This is a genomic window from Devosia chinhatensis, assembly GCF_000969445.1.
Lineage (GTDB): Bacteria > Pseudomonadota > Alphaproteobacteria > Rhizobiales > Devosiaceae > Devosia > Devosia chinhatensis.
Genome location: NZ_JZEY01000061.1, coordinates 238,875 through 255,312, shown reverse-complemented (window position 1 = coordinate 255,312; position 16,438 = coordinate 238,875). Strand labels below are relative to the sequence as shown.

General features: G+C 64.8%; 15 protein-coding genes. 2 read left to right on the top strand and 13 right to left on the bottom strand.

Translation table 11 applies throughout. The features are described from left to right. Positions 1 to 78: 78 nt before the first annotated feature. The 10 genes from tilS to VE26_RS11570 form a co-directional block, all read right to left on the bottom strand. A complete protein-coding gene (gene tilS, locus VE26_RS11615; protein ID WP_052715863.1) occupies positions 79 to 1,353 on the bottom strand; it encodes a tRNA lysidine(34) synthetase TilS in 1,275 nt (424 codons plus the stop codon). Then, positions 1,338 to 2,351 (bottom strand): tol-pal system protein YbgF, encoded by a 1,014-nt coding sequence (gene ybgF / locus VE26_RS11610; protein WP_160297843.1) that lies wholly within the window; start codon positions 2,349 to 2,351, stop codon positions 1,338 to 1,340. The genes tilS and ybgF overlap by 16 nt, the downstream gene beginning before the upstream one ends. 165 nt (positions 2,352 to 2,516) lie before the next feature. Further along, a complete protein-coding gene (gene pal, locus VE26_RS11605) occupies positions 2,517 to 2,990 on the bottom strand; it encodes a peptidoglycan-associated lipoprotein Pal (protein WP_046105440.1) in 474 nt (157 codons plus the stop codon). A 330-nt stretch (positions 2,991 to 3,320) separates the two neighbouring features. Next, positions 3,321 to 4,346, bottom strand: coding sequence for a peptidoglycan -binding protein (locus tag VE26_RS11600; RefSeq protein WP_046105439.1), 1,026 nt, complete (start codon positions 4,344 to 4,346; stop codon positions 3,321 to 3,323). A gap of 3 nt (positions 4,347 to 4,349) precedes the next feature. Beyond that, positions 4,350 to 5,336 (bottom strand): hypothetical protein, encoded by a 987-nt coding sequence (locus VE26_RS11595; RefSeq protein ID WP_046105438.1) that lies wholly within the window; start codon positions 5,334 to 5,336, stop codon positions 4,350 to 4,352. Between the two features lie 157 nt (positions 5,337 to 5,493). After that, positions 5,494 to 6,288, bottom strand: coding sequence for an inositol monophosphatase family protein (locus VE26_RS11590; RefSeq protein ID WP_046105437.1), 795 nt, complete (start codon positions 6,286 to 6,288; stop codon positions 5,494 to 5,496). Between the two features lie 140 nt (positions 6,289 to 6,428). Next, entirely contained in the window at positions 6,429 to 7,541 is a 1,113-nt protein-coding gene (locus VE26_RS11585; RefSeq protein ID WP_052715862.1) for a tetratricopeptide repeat protein, read from the bottom strand. Continuing rightward, positions 7,538 to 8,143 carry a thiamine phosphate synthase gene (locus VE26_RS11580; RefSeq protein WP_046106271.1) on the bottom strand — a complete coding sequence of 202 codons (606 nt, stop codon included), beginning with the start codon at positions 8,141 to 8,143 and terminating at the stop codon, positions 7,538 to 7,540. Before VE26_RS11580 ends, VE26_RS11585 begins: the two co-directional genes overlap by 4 nt. 172 nt (positions 8,144 to 8,315) lie before the next feature. After that, the gene (locus tag VE26_RS11575) at positions 8,316 to 9,344 is read right to left on the bottom strand and encodes a class I fructose-bisphosphate aldolase (protein WP_046105436.1); all 1,029 of its coding nucleotides are present in this window, start codon (positions 9,342 to 9,344) and stop codon (positions 8,316 to 8,318) included. A gap of 172 nt (positions 9,345 to 9,516) precedes the next feature. Next, positions 9,517 to 10,719 (bottom strand): phosphoglycerate kinase, encoded by a 1,203-nt coding sequence (locus tag VE26_RS11570; RefSeq protein ID WP_046105435.1) that lies wholly within the window; start codon positions 10,717 to 10,719, stop codon positions 9,517 to 9,519. Between the two features lie 362 nt (positions 10,720 to 11,081). Between VE26_RS11570 and VE26_RS11565 the strand changes: the two genes are divergently transcribed. Together VE26_RS11565 and VE26_RS11560 are read left to right on the top strand one after the other, a co-directional pair. Further along, on the top strand, positions 11,082 to 11,519 hold the full coding sequence (locus tag VE26_RS11565) for an FKBP-type peptidyl-prolyl cis-trans isomerase (RefSeq protein ID WP_046105434.1): 438 nt from the start codon (positions 11,082 to 11,084) through the stop codon (positions 11,517 to 11,519). 99 nt (positions 11,520 to 11,618) lie between these two features. Next, entirely contained in the window at positions 11,619 to 12,617 is a 999-nt protein-coding gene (locus VE26_RS11560; RefSeq protein WP_046105433.1) for a MerR family transcriptional regulator, read from the top strand. On the opposite strand, the gene VE26_RS11555 is transcribed toward VE26_RS11560, so the two are convergent. From VE26_RS11555 to tkt, 3 genes are all read right to left on the bottom strand, one after another. Beyond that, positions 12,614 to 13,138 carry a putative glycolipid-binding domain-containing protein gene (locus VE26_RS11555; protein WP_052715861.1) on the bottom strand — a complete coding sequence of 175 codons (525 nt, stop codon included), beginning with the start codon at positions 13,136 to 13,138 and terminating at the stop codon, positions 12,614 to 12,616. The genes VE26_RS11560 and VE26_RS11555 overlap by 4 nt on opposite strands. A gap of 193 nt (positions 13,139 to 13,331) precedes the next feature. After that, positions 13,332 to 14,339 (bottom strand): type I glyceraldehyde-3-phosphate dehydrogenase, encoded by a 1,008-nt coding sequence (gene gap, locus VE26_RS11550; protein WP_046105432.1) that lies wholly within the window; start codon positions 14,337 to 14,339, stop codon positions 13,332 to 13,334. Positions 14,340 to 14,387: 48 nt separating this feature from the next. Further along, positions 14,388 to 16,361: a transketolase gene (tkt, locus tag VE26_RS11545; protein ID WP_046105431.1), complete on the bottom strand. Its 1,974-nt coding sequence runs from the start codon at positions 16,359 to 16,361 to the stop codon at positions 14,388 to 14,390. Between the last annotated feature and the right edge of the window lie 77 nt (positions 16,362 to 16,438).

Here is a 16,438-nt window from a genome sequence, read left to right as displayed (position 1 = left end):
AAAGGGTCTAATCGATTTTGCCGGGGGTTTAAATCGGCATGGCGGAGAAATTTCTGTCCCGGTGCGGCTGTGGCCGGATCAATCGATCAGCAATTCGACCTGGATGCGTTCGTCGAACGACCAGCCGCCCAGCGCCAGAACGCCCCCCTCGGCGTCGCGGACGAGCGGGGCGGTGCGGATGGCTTCGGCAGGTGTGGTGACCTTGAAGCCGAGCACTTCCTCGAGCCGGTGGCGCGGCATGAAATCGGTGGCGCCGGCGACCAGGCCCGTGGCATCGGACAGATTGGCGATGCGGAAGCGCTCGTCCCAGATCAGTGCGCAATTGGGCGGCAGGCCCTGTTCACCCGGCAGCGCCCGTCCCGGCTCGCGCGAAATGCTGAGCGCCTCGCCCTTGATGCGGATGACCGCACCCATCAGCGTGGCGGCACGGGGCAGGCCAGTCTCGGCGATCTGGTCGTAGAGCCGCTCGACCTGACCCAGGGCGCGGGGTTTCTGCCGCCCTCCCACGATATTGAGCACCCTGCCGAGCACGCGCCGGCCGATCGCGGGACTGAGGCCGAGCAGCGCTGCCGAGGGCATGCTGGCCGCACCGAAACCGTCGAGCCGCACCCATTCCTCAAAGGCGGCGTCGGCCATTTGCGAAAGGGCCATGTCCGCTTCCGCCATGCGCGTGGCGAAACGGGCAAGCGTGGCGCTGTCGAGCCCTTCTTCGGCCAGTGTCGGCAAAAGCCGACGCCAGCGCACCCGTTCATAGCCCATGTCGTGATTGGAGGGGTCCTGTGCCGGCGTGAGGCCGGCTCCGGGAAGGAGCGCGGCGAGGCTCGCAGGCTCGACGTCGAGCAGCGGCCGCAGAATCGGAACACCCTTCACCTGCGTCAGGGGCGCCATGGCCCTGAGGCCTTCGACGCCGCTGCCATGGGCGAGGCGCATGAGCACGGTTTCGGCCTGGTCGGCGCGGTGGTGGGCGGTCAGCAGCAGGGTCGCCCGGTCGGCGCGCATGGCTTCCCCGATCAGGCGATAGCGCGCGATGCGCGCCGCCTCCTGGATGCCCGATTGCGGTTTTTCGCCCGCCCAGGCCAGGGCGCGGGCCTCGAGGCCAAGGCTCTTGGCTGCCGCAATCACCATGGCGACTTCCGCCGCGGCTTCTGCACGCAGGCCATGGTCGAGGCTATAGACAATGAGCTGCGGGGGGTCTTGCAGGCCTGTGGCCCAGCGCTGCGCCAAGAGCATGAGCGCCAGGCTGTCGGGCCCGCCGGATACGGCAAGTCCGATGACCTTGTGCCCCGAAGCTGGCGCGAACAGACGCGCCAGAATTTCGGGATCGGTCAGGTCCGGGGTCAGGCCGGTGGACATTCGGCCTTCGTCTTCTCCTCGGCCAGGCGCGCCTGGAAGGCGGGGATCGTCTCGCTATAGCGCCGGTCGATTTCGCCAAAGGTGCGGCAGGCGGTTTCCCGTTCGCCGACGCCAGCCAGCGAAATGCCCAGTTTGAGCAGCAGATCGGGCGCGCGCGGATGATCCTGATATTGCTGATAGGCTTCGACCAGCACATCGGCTGCCTCGGCATAGGCGGATCGCGCCATCAGCGCTTCGCCCAGCCAGTTGGCTGCGTCCGGCACTTGGGGATTGTCCGGATAGAGCTCGATGAACTGTCCGAATTGCTCTTCGGCGAAGTCGTAATCGCCGGACAGCATGGCCTCGTATCCGGCGCGGAACTGCGCGTCGGCATCGGCATTGCCGCTATTGGCGGCGCGCGGATCGTAGCTCAGGTTGATGGGCTGGCCGGTGACGAGGTCGATGCCGCCGCCCTGTCCGGTTCCCACCAGGGGGTCGGACGAGGGGCCCAATGACCCATCGTCGAAGGAAGGGTCGAATTCCTGTTCGCCGGGCAGGGGCTGCACGCCCTGTTCGGGAATGATGGTGGGACGGACGAAATCCTCGTCGGAAAGGGCCGGGTCCTGCGGCAACGCCTCAGGCTGCGTCGCGCCGCCTGGTTGGGTTGCCGCTTCAGTTTTTCCCCCAGCACCGCCTTCCAGCTGCTGGAAGCGGAATTCGCTGTCCTCGGAGAGACGGTTGAGAATTTCCTGCAATTGGGTGAGCTGGAAGGTCAGGCCCTCGACCTGGCCGTTGAGCACGCGGATCTGCTCTTCGAGCTGCTGGATACGCACCATGAGCTGGGCGCTGTCGGCCTGCGCGACAAGAATGCGGCCACCGGTATTGTTGAAGCCGAGCCCGCTCAATTCGCCTGGCGGCATGACGGACTGTGCCTGTGCAGCGCCCACACCGGCACTCAGCCCGAGGCCAAGCGCGCAGAACGCAGCCCGGCTCCACTTTGAAAAACGTCCTAACGTCAACGCATCAACTCCAATGCTGCCTGCCGGCCAAGATGGGTACTTTCCTGTCGGCAATAAAGAGCAATTTTGGTGAAAAGAAAGCGCCCGGGCCATTTTACTGGCTCCGGGCGCTCTGGCCTCCGGATTTACCCGAAGGGATGCCTGCCCGAAGGCAGGCCATGATTGTTACTGGACCACCGTGACCGCGCGGCGGTTCTGGCTCCAGCAGGAGATGTCGTTACAGATCGCCACCGGGCGCTCCTTGCCGAAGGACTGGCTCTGGATGCGCTGGGCATTGACGCCGCGGGAAACGAGATAGTTCACCACCACCGAGGCGCGGCGGGCGCCCAGGGCGATGTTGTATTCACGGGTGCCGCGTTCGTCGGCGTGGCCTTCGATCATGATGCGGTAATTGGCGTACTGGTTCAGCCACTGGGCCTGCTTGTCGAGGGTGGCCTGGGCTTCGCTGGTCAGCGAGCTGGAATCGGTTTCGAAGAAGACGCGGTCGCCGACGGTGACGATGAATTCCTGCTGGCTGCCGGGGGCGCCGCCGCCGGGGCCGGTATTGCCGACGCCGGTAAGACCGACATTATCGCCGGTGGCGCTGCGGGAACAGGCGGCGATGACCACGACGAAAAGCATCATCGCGGCAGCGCGCATAACAGTGTTGATGGGTGCGGGGATGACCACTTGCGGCTCCTGAAAGCTATAATCTTAGGCGCAGCATTTACCGCGCTTAATCTTAAAAGCCGGTTTGCCAACGTGGTTAATCTTTGCCTATTGGGGCGGCCATGTGGCGGAAATCCGGGCTTTTCTGCGACGTTGCCGAATGGTCACACACATTGTGATCGGCCGCGTTAACGTTAAGGAGCCCGCCCCTCGAACTCCTCCCCCTGCGGGCCAGCACATGCCGCGGCGCCACAACAGACAGTCTGGATCGACAATCGGCCCTGCCTGTCGACGAAAGGAGAAGGCGCGGCCTGGCTGCGCCTAGCCTTCGGTCAACTTGAACTCGATGCGTCGATTGCGCCGATAGGCTTCGTCGGTTTCAGCCGGGTCGAGCGGAGCGAATTCGCCGAAACCGGCGGCCACCAGCCGTGCCGGGGGCACGCCCCGCGAGACCAGATACTGCGCCACGGAAATGGCGCGGGCGGCCGACAATTCCCAGTTGGAGGGGAATCGCGCATTGGAAATGGGCCGGCTGTCCGTATGGCCGTCGATGCGCAGCACCCAATTGATATCGGGCGGAATTTCCTGCTCCAGCTGAAGGATGGCCTCGGCCAGCGCGTCGAGCTCGGGCAGGCCGGCCGTGGCGATATCGGCCTGGCCGGGGGCGAAGAGCACTTCGGACTGGAAAACGAAACGGTCGCCCACGACGCGGACATCGGCACGCGTCTCCAGAATCTGGCGGAGCCGGCCGAAGAAGTCGGAGCGGTAGCGCGCAAGATCCTGGACGCGCTGGGCCAGCGCAAGGTTGAGCCGGCGGCCGAGATCGGCAATCTGCGTGCGGCTTTCGCTGTCGCGGGCTTCCGAGGCTTCGAGTGCGGCTTCGAGGGCGCCGATCTGGGTCCGCAGGGCGGCCAATTGCTGGTTCAGCAGCGCGACCTGGGCATTGGCTTCATCGGAAAGCCGTTCGGCGTCGAGCAGATCCGATTGCAGGCCCGCAATGGTGGAATCCCGATCGCCCAGGCCCGCGCCGATTCCGGCCAGCTGGTCCTGCAGACTGGCATTCTCCGCTTCTGCGCCGGCGAGAGTTGCCGTGATATTGGCCAATTGGGCGACAAGGTCGTCCGAACCGGCGCGCTCGAGCTGCAGCAATTCCGTCAATTCGGCAATCTGGCTGTTGAGACGCGCCAGGGCGGTGTCGCGGCCCTGGATTTCCTGGCCGAGGAAGAACTGGGTCAGCATGAACAGCGACAGCATGAAGATGATGACGAGCAACAGGCTCGACAGCGCATCGACGAAGCCAGGCCAGTAATTGGCCTCCTGTCTGCGGCGGGAACGGGCGCCCGGCATGGATCAGTTCCGCCGCTCGTTGTCGGCTTCGTTGAGCATGGCTTCGATCAGGTCGCGCAGCTTCTTGTTGGTCTCGCCCTGTTCGTTAATATGTTTTCGCAGATCGTCCTGCTCGGTGCGGATGTGCTTGACCAGGCCATCGATTCCCCGGGCCAGTTCGGCCATGGCGCGGATGGCGTTCTGGGAGGAATTGATGTTCTGGTTGTTGGCGCCCAGCTTGTCGACCAGCGCCTGGATATCGGGGCCGCCGGCATTTGCCTGCATGGCAGTGACGGGGTGGTCGAGCTCGGTCATGGAGGTCATCCAGTCTTCGAGATCGGTATAGAAGGCATTCTGGGCCTGGCTGGTCTGCAGGTCGAGAAAGCCCAGGACCAGCGAGCCCGAAAGACCGAAGAGCGAGGACGAAAAGGCCGTACCCATGCCGCCCAGCGGAGCCACGAGACCCTCACGCAGATTGGTGAACAGGGTGGTGGTGTCGCCTTGGGTCACGTCCAGCGCGTTGATCACCTGGCTGACCGACGTCACGGTCTCGAGCAGACCATAGAACGTGCCGAGCAGGCCCAGGAACACCAGCAGCCCAGTGAGATAGCGCGAGGTATCCTTGGCCTCATCGAGCCGGTTGCCCACCGAATCGAGGATCGAGCGCATCGAGGATGGGGTGATGATCGCTTCCCCGATCCGTTCGCGCAGCAGGCCCGCGACAGGGGCGAGCAGCACGGGCGGCTGGGAATTGGAGAGCGTTCCGTCCTGGAGCGAATTGACCCATTTGACTTCCGGGAACAGCCGGAAAATCTGCCGGAAGCTGAGGAAGATGCCGATCGCCAGGGTGAAGAAGATCAGCGAATTGATGAAGGGGTTGGCCCAGAAAAAGGTAACGATCGTGGAAAACAGGATTGCCCCGACCAGCGCCACAAGCACCAGAAAGATCAGGATCTTGACGAGATACACCGTGGGGCTGGCGAGGTGATAGGGATCGTAGCCTTGCGTCATCTTTGCCGAACCTTGCCCCTTTGCCACAAATCAACCGCGCGGAGTCTAGAGGCGGCACCAAGGCGTGACAATGGAAAAGGTTAACGCATGGCTGTGACGTGAATGCGGCGATGGCGGACCGAGCGGTCCGCCCCCAAGGCTTGCGTTGCCGCGTCCCCTACTGGATCGGCTTGAGCGTCTTGAGCAGGGCGCCGTGCAGGGCTTCGTTGCCGGCAACGATCTGCCCGTTCCAGATCGAGCCTGGCTGGCCGGCATAGTCGGAGACGAGACCGCCTGCTTCTTTGACCATCAGGAAGCCCGGTGCCACGTCCCAGGGCTTGAGGCCCGCTTCCCAAAGGCCGTCATAGCGGCCAGCGGCGAGCCAGGCCATGTCGAGGCAGATCGAGCCGGAGCGGCGGATGCCGGCCACGGCGGGCGTCACGGCCGCAAGCTGGCGCAATTGCAGGGCGTCGTTGGACGTGCCCTGCGTCTTGATACCGGTGCAGATGACGGCCTCGGACAGGTGGCGGCGATTGGCGACGCGCAGGCGCTTGCGATCGGCCAGCCAGGTGCCGCCGCCCTTTTCGGCGGTGTAGAGCTCATCCATGATCGGATTGTAGATCACCGAGGCCACGATTTCGTCGCCGCGCTGCAGCGCGATGGCCACGGCAAAGAGCGGAATGGAATGGAGGAAATTGGTGGTGCCATCGAGCGGGTCGACGATCCAGGTGTGCTGGCCGTCCGTGCCGGCGACTTCGCCGCCCTCTTCCATCAGGAAGGCATAGGTCGGGCGGGCCTTGCGCAATTCGTCATAGACGATCTGCTCGGCGCGCAGGTCGGCCTTGGAAACGAAATCGGCCGGCCCCTTGCGCGACACCTGCAGGTTCTCGACCTCGTTGAAATCGCGGCTCAGCGACTTGCCGGCCTTGATGGCGGCATTGACCATGACGTTGAGAAGGGCGGAACGCGCCATTGGGAAGTGCTCGCTGGATCATGCGGCCCGCTCGGCGCCGGAACCCGAAGGCCGCCGCCGAAAAGCCCGAGGGCTTGCCGCTAGTTTCAATTGTGGCGGGCTTATTGCCCCAGAAAGGCCCCCGGTTCAAGGGGTTCGCTTCACGGCGCCTCGCTCGATGCGTCGGTCTGGGCGGATGGCTCAGGCTCCTCATCGGGAGCAGACGGGGCATTTTCGGCACTCACCGGGCTGGGCAGGATGTCTGCGCCTGCGGTCGGAGCGGCCTCGTCCGCCGGTGCTGCAGCCACCGTGCTCGGCGGCGCCGATGGCCAGAAGCGGGCGCGTTCCTCGGCGCGGGCCAGCGCATCGGCCGGTATGGACACCAGCAGGCGATCGAGCGCGGCATCGCTCATGCCCTGCCGCCGCGCCAGCGCCCGCCACATGGCTGCGTCTTCGAGGTTGAGCGTCACGCCCTCGCCCACGGCGAGCAGTTTGGCATAGCGGTTCTGCGCCACGGCATTGCCCGCTTCGGCGGCGCGACGATACCATTCGACTGCCGCGCTCAGGTCACGGGTCACGCCCTGTCCCAGATAGAAAAGAGTGGCGTAGTCGATCTGGGCATCGACCAGCCCCTGGTCGGCGGCCAGTGCTATGTAGCGTGCCCCTGCCGCCGGGTCGGGGGAGACACCGGCGCCTTCGAGCAGCATGACGCCGTAATCGTATTGCGCCTCGGGCAGCTCCGCCTCGGCCGCCTCGCGCATCAGGTCGGCGGCGCGGGTCAGGCTGGGCTCGGCATAGATGCCTTCGACATGGAGCAGGGCCATGTTGTACTTGGCCGGGGCATATCCGGCATCGGCGGCGCTGCGGAACAGTTCGGCCGCCCGCTCCCGGCTTTTGGTGACGCCCAGCCCGTTCTGGTAGAGCATGCCCAGTTCGAACGTGGCGAGGCGATCCCCGTTGCGCGAGGCCAGCTGGTACCAGCCGGCAGCGCGCTCGGCATTCTGCCCGACGCCCAGGCCCTTGGCATAAATCTCGGCGATCAGGGTCTGCGCGGCGGCGTCACCCTGCTCGGCGCGGGGCAGGGCCAGTTCCAGCGCCGTCAGGTAATAGCCCATCTGGAAGGCGCCATAGGCATAGTCGACCGGATTGCGCGGCCCGAAAATATCGGCGCTCACCTGGTCGGCGGGTGTCGCCGGATTGACCGGGGCGTCCTGTGCCTGTGTTGGCGCCACGCACAGCAGCAGGGCGGCGAGCCAATATCCCTTGCGGATCATGAGGTCTCCCGTTGGGCGCCGCCGAATGCCCGCAGGGCCTCGGCAGGGTCGGGGCGCGACCAGATGCCGTCCGACAGCGCCAGGAATTCGGCGACGCTGGTGGTCATCAGGCCCGGATCGGCTTCGGGCACGGAATGAACGGCTGGGACTTCGAAGGTTTCGGCCCACCACAGGGCGAGGTCCGCCGCGTCAGCATCGGCCTTGCCACCGAGGGGCCCGAACAGCACGTAGTCGACGTCCAGTTCGCCAAAGCTCATGGCGTCGTGGCGGGAGCGGATATTGCCCACCCCGACGATCCCGTCGGGCTTGAGCGCAGCCACGGCGGCGCGGATCGCTTTAGTACCGCCCTGGGTGACATGCACGCCATCGGCCGAAAGCCGCTGGGCCAGCGCGACATCGTCCTCGATGAGAACGGCGGCGCCGGCGGCCTGGCCGATCTGGACGACGCGCTCGGCAAGGCTGGCATAGCTGGCCTCGTCCATGGTGCCCCGCCGCACCAGCAGGGCCGAGATTTCCGGCCCGCTGAGCACGGCCATGAGCTGGCGCGGAAATTGCGCCGGATCAGGATCGGCAGGAGTAATGAGATAGAGAAGCGGTGCCATGTCGGTCCCGGATTGAAGGCCATGCTCCCTAGGCGACCATTTTGGCAACAAAGGGACAGACCCAAATAGGGCCTGCGTCCGGGCGACGCAATGGTGACATATCACCGAAACGGGCGGCCTCTGCGAACAGATGCGCGCCCGGTTGGATGTCGGATGAGCTAAAGCGACCCTCTCAGGCGGCCCGGTCCACTCCATTGGACCATTCCCCCAGCGCCGCCAGGGAATTCATGTGGGCGCGATGCGCGAAGGCCTCGCGGGCGATCGAGAAGTTCTCGCGCCGCCCGGCCCAGGCGCGCAACGCCACGTTCTGCAGCGCCCGGCCATAGGAGAAGGTGAGCGGCCAGGGCTTGCCGGAAATCTGGTTCATCGCCGACAGGTGCGCCGTCGCCTCTTCGTCGGTCTGCCCGCCGGAGAGGAAGGCGATGCCGGGCACGGCTGCCGGCACGTGCTCCTTGAGCACGGCGACGGTGCGGCGGGCGACTTCGTCGACGCTGGGCCGCTCGCGCGAGTTGAGGCCGGGCAGAACCATGTTAGGCTTGAGCAGCATGCCGGCAAGATCGACGCCGGCCAGGCGCAATTCCTTGAAGACGTTTTCGAGCACGTCCCCGGTTACTTGGGCGCAGCGTTCCATCGAATGGTTGCCCGGCTCGCCGTCACCGACCACTTCCGGCTCGACGATGGGTACGATGCCGGCTTCCTGGCAGAGCATGGCATAGCGCGCCAGGGAATGGGCATTGGCGCGGATATTGTTGCGGGTAGGGGCGATGTCGTTGATGGTGATGACGGCCCGCCACTTGGCAAAGCCAGCGCCGAGTTCTGCATAAGAAGCGAGGCGCTGGCGCAGCCCGTCGAGCCCTTCGGTGATCTTTTCGCCGGCTTCCCCCGGCATGGGGAAGGCGCCGCGATCGACCTTGATGCCGGGGATGACGTCCGCATCGGCGAGGATGGCGCGGAACGGGGTGCCGCTGGCCGCTTCCTGCTTGAGCGTTTCCTCGGTCAGGATCACGCCGGAAATGTATTTCTGCATGGCCTGGGTCGCGCCGAACAGCATTTCGCGGTAATCGCGGCGCAATTCGAGGGTATTGGGCAGGTTGATCTTGTCGAAGCGCTTGCCGATCGTGCCTTCCGACTCATCGGCGGCAAGGATGCCCTGGCCGGGCGTCATCAGCTTCTGGGCAATTGCATTGAGCGACTTGGGCATTGGTCTGGCCTTCGGAAATGAATTGCGCCCAGACTAGACTTTCGTCAGCCCCATTTCGATTAGACGTGCGTTTATGCGACCAAAGACGGGTGCCCGGATCGCCTTTCAGGCGGGAACCTTACCCATCTGGCGGATGCGGACAGAAAAAGGCCGGGTCGCCCCGGCCTTTCCTTTAGTTCTTGAGGGCCTCGACACCCGGCAGCGGCTTGCCTTCCATCCATTCGAGGAAGGCGCCGCCGGCGGTGGAAACATAGGTGAGCTGGTCCTTGACCCCGGCATGGGCGAGGGCGCTCACCGTGTCGCCACCGCCGGCCACCGACACCAGATGGCCGTCATGGGTGCGCTTGGCCACATGCTTGGCGATGGCGACGGTGCCCGCATCGAAGGGCTCCATTTCAAAGGCGCCGACCGGGCCGTTCCAGACCAGGGTATGGGCATCGTCGATGGCGGCGTTGACGCGCTCGATCGAAGACGGACCCATGTCGAGGATCATGCCGTCGGGGTCCACGGCATCCACGCCATAGAGCCGCGTGGGCGAATTGGCCTTGAAGTGCCAGGAAACCACCGCGTCGATCGGCAGGATGATGGCGCAATTGGCCTTTTCGGCCTTGTCCATGATGCGGCGAGCAGTGTCGGCCAGGTCCTTTTCGCACAGCGACTTGCCGACGCCGTGACCTTGCGCGAACAGGAACGTATTGGCCATGCCTCCGCCGATGACGAGGCCATCCACCTTGGTGACAAGATTTTCCAACAGGTCGATCTTGGAGGAGACCTTGGCGCCGCCGACAATGGCCACCACCGGCTTTTTGGGCTTGCCGAGGCCGGCCTCGAGCGCCTTGAGCTCGGCTTCCATGGCCAGGCCGGCCGCGGCGGGCAGCAGGCGCGCCAGCGCCTCGGTCGAGGCATGGGCGCGGTGGGCGGCCGAAAAGGCGTCATTCACATAACAATCGCCCAGGCTTGCCATGCGCTTGGCCAGTTCGATGTCGTTCTCTTCCTCGCCGGGATGGAAACGGGTGTTTTCCAGCACCAGAACCGAGCCGGCAGGCGCGGCGTCGATGGCCTTCTGCGCATCGGAAACATCGACCCAGTCCGTGGCGACGAAGCCGACCGGGTGGCCGGTTTCGTTGGCCACGGCCTCGCAGACCTGCTCGAGCGAAAATTCGGGATCGACCTTGCCCTTGGGCCGGCCGAAATGGCTGAGAAGGATGGCCTTGCCGTCCTTCTTGACGATCTCGCGGATGGTGGGCACCAGGCGTTCGATGCGGGTCGCGTCCGTCACCTTGCCGTCGGCGACAGGCACATTGAGGTCGGCGCGCAGCAGCACGCGCTTATTGGTCAGGTCGAGTTGGTCGAGGGTCTTGAAGCCGTCGCTCATGGTGCTGCCTCCGGGCGTGTCCTTGTGGCCGTGGGGTAGCAGAGTGCCACGACGGGCGGAAGCGGGGGAGCAAAAAATCTCTTTGCCGCCGCGGACCGGGCAAAGTCGATTGGGGAGGCCCGCGCCTTTGCCATGGCGAAAATGTGGCCGTCCGCATGCCCTGGAGGGGGTCGACCATGCCCGAGCCGCCCGACTGAAGGGGCTTAGGGCGGTGGCGGTTTACATTGGGGCCGAGGCGCCTAGACTGGGTTCTCGCCGTCGCGCGCCCATCCCGATGCCGTCCTGCGGCTCCAGGCGCGGCTGATGTTGCCTGCTGTCTTGCGATAGCGGGCGAAACCAAAATCCCTGAAAGGTCTGCCCAAATGGCTATTGCCCAAACCGGCGACATCGTTCGTATCAATTATTCCGGCCGCCTCACTGACGGCACGCAGTTCGACAGTTCCGAAGGCCGCGCACCGCTCGAGGTCACCTTGGGCGCCGGCCAGGTCATTACCGGGCTCGAAAAGCACCTCATCGGCATCGAGCAGGGCACCAAGAGCACGGTGACCATTCCCGCCGATGAGGCCTATGGCCAGCATCGTCCCGAAGCTATCCAGCAACTGGACCGCGCCAAGCTGCCCTCAGGCGTCGACGTCAAGGTCGGCACGCAATTGCAGGCGCGCACCAGCGATGGCGGCATGATCCCCATCACGGTGATCGATCTCGACGAGGCGCGGGTGACGGTGGATGCCAACCATCCGCTGGCTGGGCGCGATCTGGTTTTCGAGGTCGAGGTCCTCGAGATCGTCAAGGCCGCCTGACCCGGGCGGCCGATAGCGGCCGACCCTGCAAGCGAGGGCTTGACCCGGCCCCCGGGACAGGCCCGCATAGGAGAGCGACACGCAATCATGAGGTGAGTCGTGACCCGCTCCGAACTTCTGCTCAATCCCAGCCGCGCGGCCCAGGCGCTTGGTGTTTCCGCCAAGGCCCTGCGCCTTTACGAAGACCACGATCTGATCTGCCCGGTCCGCAACCAGGCCGGATGGCGGTTCTACGGTGCTGCGGAAATGGAGCGAGCCCGGCGGATCGTCGACCTGCGGGGGCTGGGCCTCAGCCTCGGCGATATCGGTCGGGTTCTTGCCGGCGATGCGTTGCCGCTCGATCCGATATTTGCCGCCCACCAGAACCGCCTCGAGGCGCAGATCGTGACCGCGCGGGCCCAGCTCGCCGCGCTCCGGCACTGGCGCGCGCATCTCGTCAGCGGTCGGGAGCCGAACGATCTCGATTACAGCCCGCTTCAGGACCAGAGCCTCTCCGTTTCGCTCGATCTGCCCTGGCCCTGGGCAGGAGAACGGTTCATCATCCCGGCGCTGCCCGCGCTCATATTTCTGACCGGCCCCCTGGGGAGCGGCAAGACCCGGTTGGCGCGGGCGCTGGCCGCCCATATTCCCGGCGCCCGCTTCTGCGGTCTCGATCGGCTGGACGCGGGCGCGACAGAAACCCAGCCCCTTTCAGGACCGGGCCGGGATGCGCTGGACTGGCTTGTGTCCGACGGTGCGCGCGATTGCGCCGCCCTGCGCGCCCTCGTCATTGCTCTCAGCGATCCCCAGCCGACAGCCATCGTGGTTGACTATGTCGAGGATGGGCTGGATGCGGCCAGCCAGGCGGCCCTGGGGGCCTGGCTGCGGCGTTACGACAATGCCGCGCGGCCGGTGATCGCCATGACGCGTTCCAGCGCCGTGTTCGATCCGGACCTGGCGACCGGTCGCGAACTCATCCTCTACTGCCCGGCCAATCACGCGCCGCCTCTTCAGGTCCTGCCGGTGCCCGGCGCGGCCGGATACGAGGCCGTCGCCACGTGCCTCGGCGCGCCCGACGTTCGCGCCCGCAGCGCCGGCATGGCTGTGGTGATGGGCTAGGCGATGCGGGCGAAAAGCCCCGGATAATCGGTCACCAGACCCTCGGCATCGACGCTGATGACCCGTTCGAAATCGGCGGACTGGAAGCGGTACTGGTTCTCATCGAGCCGTGTATAGACCTGTTCGGACCGCCTGAGGCTCAAGTCGGTGGCGTCGATCCAGGCCATGGCGAAGCGGATAGGCTGGTCGGTCCATTCTGCGCGCCAGATGGGCAGGGAATTGGTCATCGGCGTGGGCCAGATATCGACGTCCACGCAGCCGCGCAGCGCCGCGATGGGCTCGGCACGATCATCGGACCAGCCGCCCGCGCCATCGGAAAACAGTTCCAGCACCTTGCCATCCGTCCGTTCGATCCTGACTGTGCGCGTATGGCCGTTCTCGTCGAGCTTGAGCCGGTAGAAAAGCCCGAAATCGGGCCCGACCACAGCGCCGCGAATGCGGGTGTCGCGGCCATTGGCGATGACGTGGCAGTGCTCGATGGTGGCAAGCTCGAGGCCCTGCCAGCGGATGGATCGGTTCATGATCACGACTGCGCTCCCAGACCTGCCACGACAACCCGGGTCCTTCCCGCGAAAGCAGGCCTGCCAATTTATCCCGATCCCCGGGCGCGGAACAGGGGGGCGTCTACACGCCGCCGACGCCCTGGAGAAAGCCGTCAACCGAACAAAAAGGGCGCCCCGCGGGACGCCCTTTTCCAAAAGACATTGATCGCGTCTAGAGCGTCTTGGCCAGGGCCACGGCGGTGTCCGCCATGCGGTTGGAAAAGCCCCATTCATTGTCGTACCAGGACAGGACCGAGACGAAATTGCCGTCCATCACCTTGGTCTGGTCGAGCGCCATGGTGGAGGAATGCGGATCATGGTTGAAGTCGATCGAGACGTTGGGCTGGGTCGTGTAGCCCAGCACGCCCTTGAGCTCGCCATCGGCATATTTGCGAACGGCGGCGTTGATCTCTTCGGCCGTCACGTCGCGCTTGGCGATGAACTTGAAATCGACGCAGGAGACGTTGGGGGTCGGCACGCGGATCGAGACGCCATCCAGCTTGCCCTTGAGCTCGGGGAGCACCAGGCCGATGGCCTTGGCAGCGCCGGTCGAGGTCGGGATCTGGCTGAGCGCAGCCGCGCGGCCGCGATAGAGATCCTTGTGCATGGTGTCGAGCGTCGGCTGGTCACCGGTATAGGAATGGATGGTGGTCATCATTCCCTTTTCGATGCCGAATTCCTTGTGCAGCACATAGGCGAGCGGCGCCAGGCAATTGGTGGTGCACGAAGCGTTCGAGATCACCACGTCGTCCTTGGTCAGGCTCTGGTGATTGATGCCGAAGACGATGGTCTTGTCCGCGCCATCGCCAGGGGCCGAGATGATCACCTTCTTGGCGCCGGCCTTGAGGTGGGCCGAGGCCTTTTCCTTGGACGTGAAGATGCCCGTGCATTCGAGCGCGATGTCGATGTTCATGGCGGCATGCGGCAGGTTGGCCGGGTCGCGCTCGGCGGTCACCTTGATGGGGCCGCGGCCCACATCGATGGTGTCGCCATCGACCGTCACATTGTGCGGAAAACGGCCATGCACGCTGTCGAAGCGCAACAGGTGCGCATTGGTTTCGACCGGGCCGAGATCGTTGATGGCCACGACCTCGATATCGGTGCGGCCGGATTCGATGATGGCGCGCAGGATATTGCGACCGATGCGGCCGAAGCCATTGATGGCGACGCGAACTGCCATGTTAGACGCTCCTAGGAGGGGAGTTACGTAAAGGGAGGCGCGGCTCTCTTACAACTGAGTGGTGACGGCTTCAACAACGGCCTTGGGCGTAATGCCAAAGTGGGCATAGAGCGCGTCGATCGGGCCCGACGCGCCGAAGGAATGCATGCCCACGAAACGCCCCTTGTCGCCCAGAAGCTTGTTCCAGCTCATTTCGATGCCGGCTTCGACCGCAACGCGGGCCTTGGCCGAGCCGATGATCTCGGCCTTGTAGGCGTCGGACTGCTTGGCGAAGAGTTCCATGGACGGCACCGAGACGACGCGGGCTGAAATGCCCTTCTCCGTCAATTCCTTGTGCGCCTCGACGGCAATGGCCACTTCCGAACCGGTGGCGAAGATCACCGCATCGGCATCGGCAGGGCCGACCAGGGTATAGGCGCCCTTGGCGGATCTGTTCTCTGCCGAATAGTCGGTGCGGACGGCCGGCAGGTTCTGGCGGGAAAGCGCCAGGATCGAGGGGTGCTTGGCTTCCATGGCCAATTCCCAGCATTCGGCGGTTTCCATGGCGTCGGCCGGGCGGAAGACCAGAAGGTTGGGAATGGCGCGCAGCGCGGTCAGATGCTCGACAGGCTGGTGGGTCGGCCCGTCTTCGCCCAGACCGATGGAATCGTGGGTCATCACGAAGATCGAGCGCACTTCCATCAGGGCGGCGAGGCGGATGGCCGGGCGGGCATAGTCGGTAAACACCATGAAGGTGCCGCCATAGGGAATGAGGCCCCCATGCAGCGCCACGCCGTTCATCGCCGCGCCCATCTCATGCTCGCGAATGCCGTACATCATGTAGCGGCCCAGGCGATTATCGGCCTGGAAGGGCACGGTTTCGGGCGTGTTGGTGAGGTTCGAATGGGTCAGGTCAGCCGACCCGGCGAGGGTTTCGGGCACGGCCTTGTTGATCACTTCGAGCGCCATCTGGCTTGCCTTGCGGCTCGCGACCTTGGGCTTGTCCTCGGCGAGCTTCTGCTTGTACTCGGCCATGGCCTTGGCGAAATCGGCCGGCAGCTTGCCCGACATGCGGCGGGTGAATTCGTCGCGTTTGTCGGACTTGGCGAGGCGGGCTTCCCATTCGCCGCGTACATTCTGGCTGCGCGTGCCGGCAGCGCGCCAGCTTTCAAGGATATGCGCGGGGATTTCAAAGGCCGGATAGTCGATGCCAAGGGCCTGCTTGGCGCCGGCCAGTTCCTCGGCCCCCAGCGGAGCGCCATGGACCTTTTCGGTACCGGATTTCTTGGGCGCGCCGAAGCCGATCGTCGTCTTGGCGGCGATCAGGGTCGGCTTGTCGGTCGACTTCTTGGCGTCGTTGAGGGCCTTTTCGATGGCGTCCTGGTCATGGCCGTCGATCTCGATCGTGTTCCAGCCGACCGCCTTGAAGCGGGCGATCTGGTCGGTCGAGTCGGCATTGGAGACCTTGCCGTCGATGGTGATGTTGTTGTTGTCCCAGATGACGATCAGCTTGTTGAGCTTGAGGTGACCGGCCAGGGAAATGGCCTCCTGGGAAATGCCTTCCATCAGGCATCCGTCGCCGGCCAGCACATAGGTGTAGTGATCGACGAGGTCAGCGCCGAATTCGGCGGCCAGCTTGGCTTCGGCAACGGCAAAGCCCACCGAATTGCCCAGGCCTGCACCCAGCGGACCGGTCGTGGTCTCGATGCCGGTGGCATGGCCGTATTCGGGGTGGCCGGCGGTCTTGGAGCCGATCTGGCGGAAATTCTTGACCTGGTCGATGGTCATGTCCTCGTAGCCCAGCAAATAGAGCGAGGAATAGAGCAGCATCGAGCCGTGGCCGGCCGAAAGGATGAAGCGGTCGCGATCGGCCCAATGGGGATTGGCGGGATCGAACTTCATTACCTTGGTGAAGAGCACGGTGGCGATGTCGGCGCAGCCCATGGGCAGGCCCGGATGGCCGGAATTGGCTTTTTCCACCGCGTCCATTGACAGGGACCGGATCGCATTGGCCAATTCGTTCTGCTGGGCTGTATTCGTCATGGAGACCGCTCTTTCGGAAAGGCTGGGATTTCAGGGGGAGCAGCGCCGCGTGGCCTCCTCCCAAAGGCGGTTTCGAG

Coding starts and splice junctions, on each gene's coding strand:
- tilS (WP_052715863.1), bottom strand. CDS start 1,353: ATGTCCACCGGCCTGACCCCGGACCTGACCGATCCCGAAATTCTGGCG.
- pal (WP_046105440.1), bottom strand. CDS start 2,990: ATGCGCGCTGCCGCGATGATGCTTTTCGTCGTGGTCATCGCCGCCTGT.
- VE26_RS11600 (WP_046105439.1), bottom strand. CDS start 4,346: ATGCCGGGCGCCCGTTCCCGCCGCAGACAGGAGGCCAATTACTGGCCT.
- VE26_RS11595 (WP_046105438.1), bottom strand. CDS start 5,336: ATGACGCAAGGCTACGATCCCTATCACCTCGCCAGCCCCACGGTGTAT.
- VE26_RS11590 (WP_046105437.1), bottom strand. CDS start 6,288: ATGGCGCGTTCCGCCCTTCTCAACGTCATGGTCAATGCCGCCATCAAG.
- VE26_RS11585 (WP_052715862.1), bottom strand. CDS start 7,541: ATGATCCGCAAGGGATATTGGCTCGCCGCCCTGCTGCTGTGCGTGGCG.
- VE26_RS11580 (WP_046106271.1), bottom strand. CDS start 8,143: ATGGCACCGCTTCTCTATCTCATTACTCCTGCCGATCCTGATCCGGCG.
- VE26_RS11575 (WP_046105436.1), bottom strand. CDS start 9,344: ATGCCCAAGTCGCTCAATGCAATTGCCCAGAAGCTGATGACGCCCGGC.
- VE26_RS11570 (WP_046105435.1), bottom strand. CDS start 10,719: ATGAGCGACGGCTTCAAGACCCTCGACCAACTCGACCTGACCAATAAG.
- VE26_RS11565 (WP_046105434.1), top strand. CDS start 11,082: ATGGCTATTGCCCAAACCGGCGACATCGTTCGTATCAATTATTCCGGC.
- VE26_RS11555 (WP_052715861.1), bottom strand. CDS start 13,138: ATGAACCGATCCATCCGCTGGCAGGGCCTCGAGCTTGCCACCATCGAG.
- gap (WP_046105432.1), bottom strand. CDS start 14,339: ATGGCAGTTCGCGTCGCCATCAATGGCTTCGGCCGCATCGGTCGCAAT.
- tkt (WP_046105431.1), bottom strand. CDS start 16,361: ATGACGAATACAGCCCAGCAGAACGAATTGGCCAATGCGATCCGGTCC.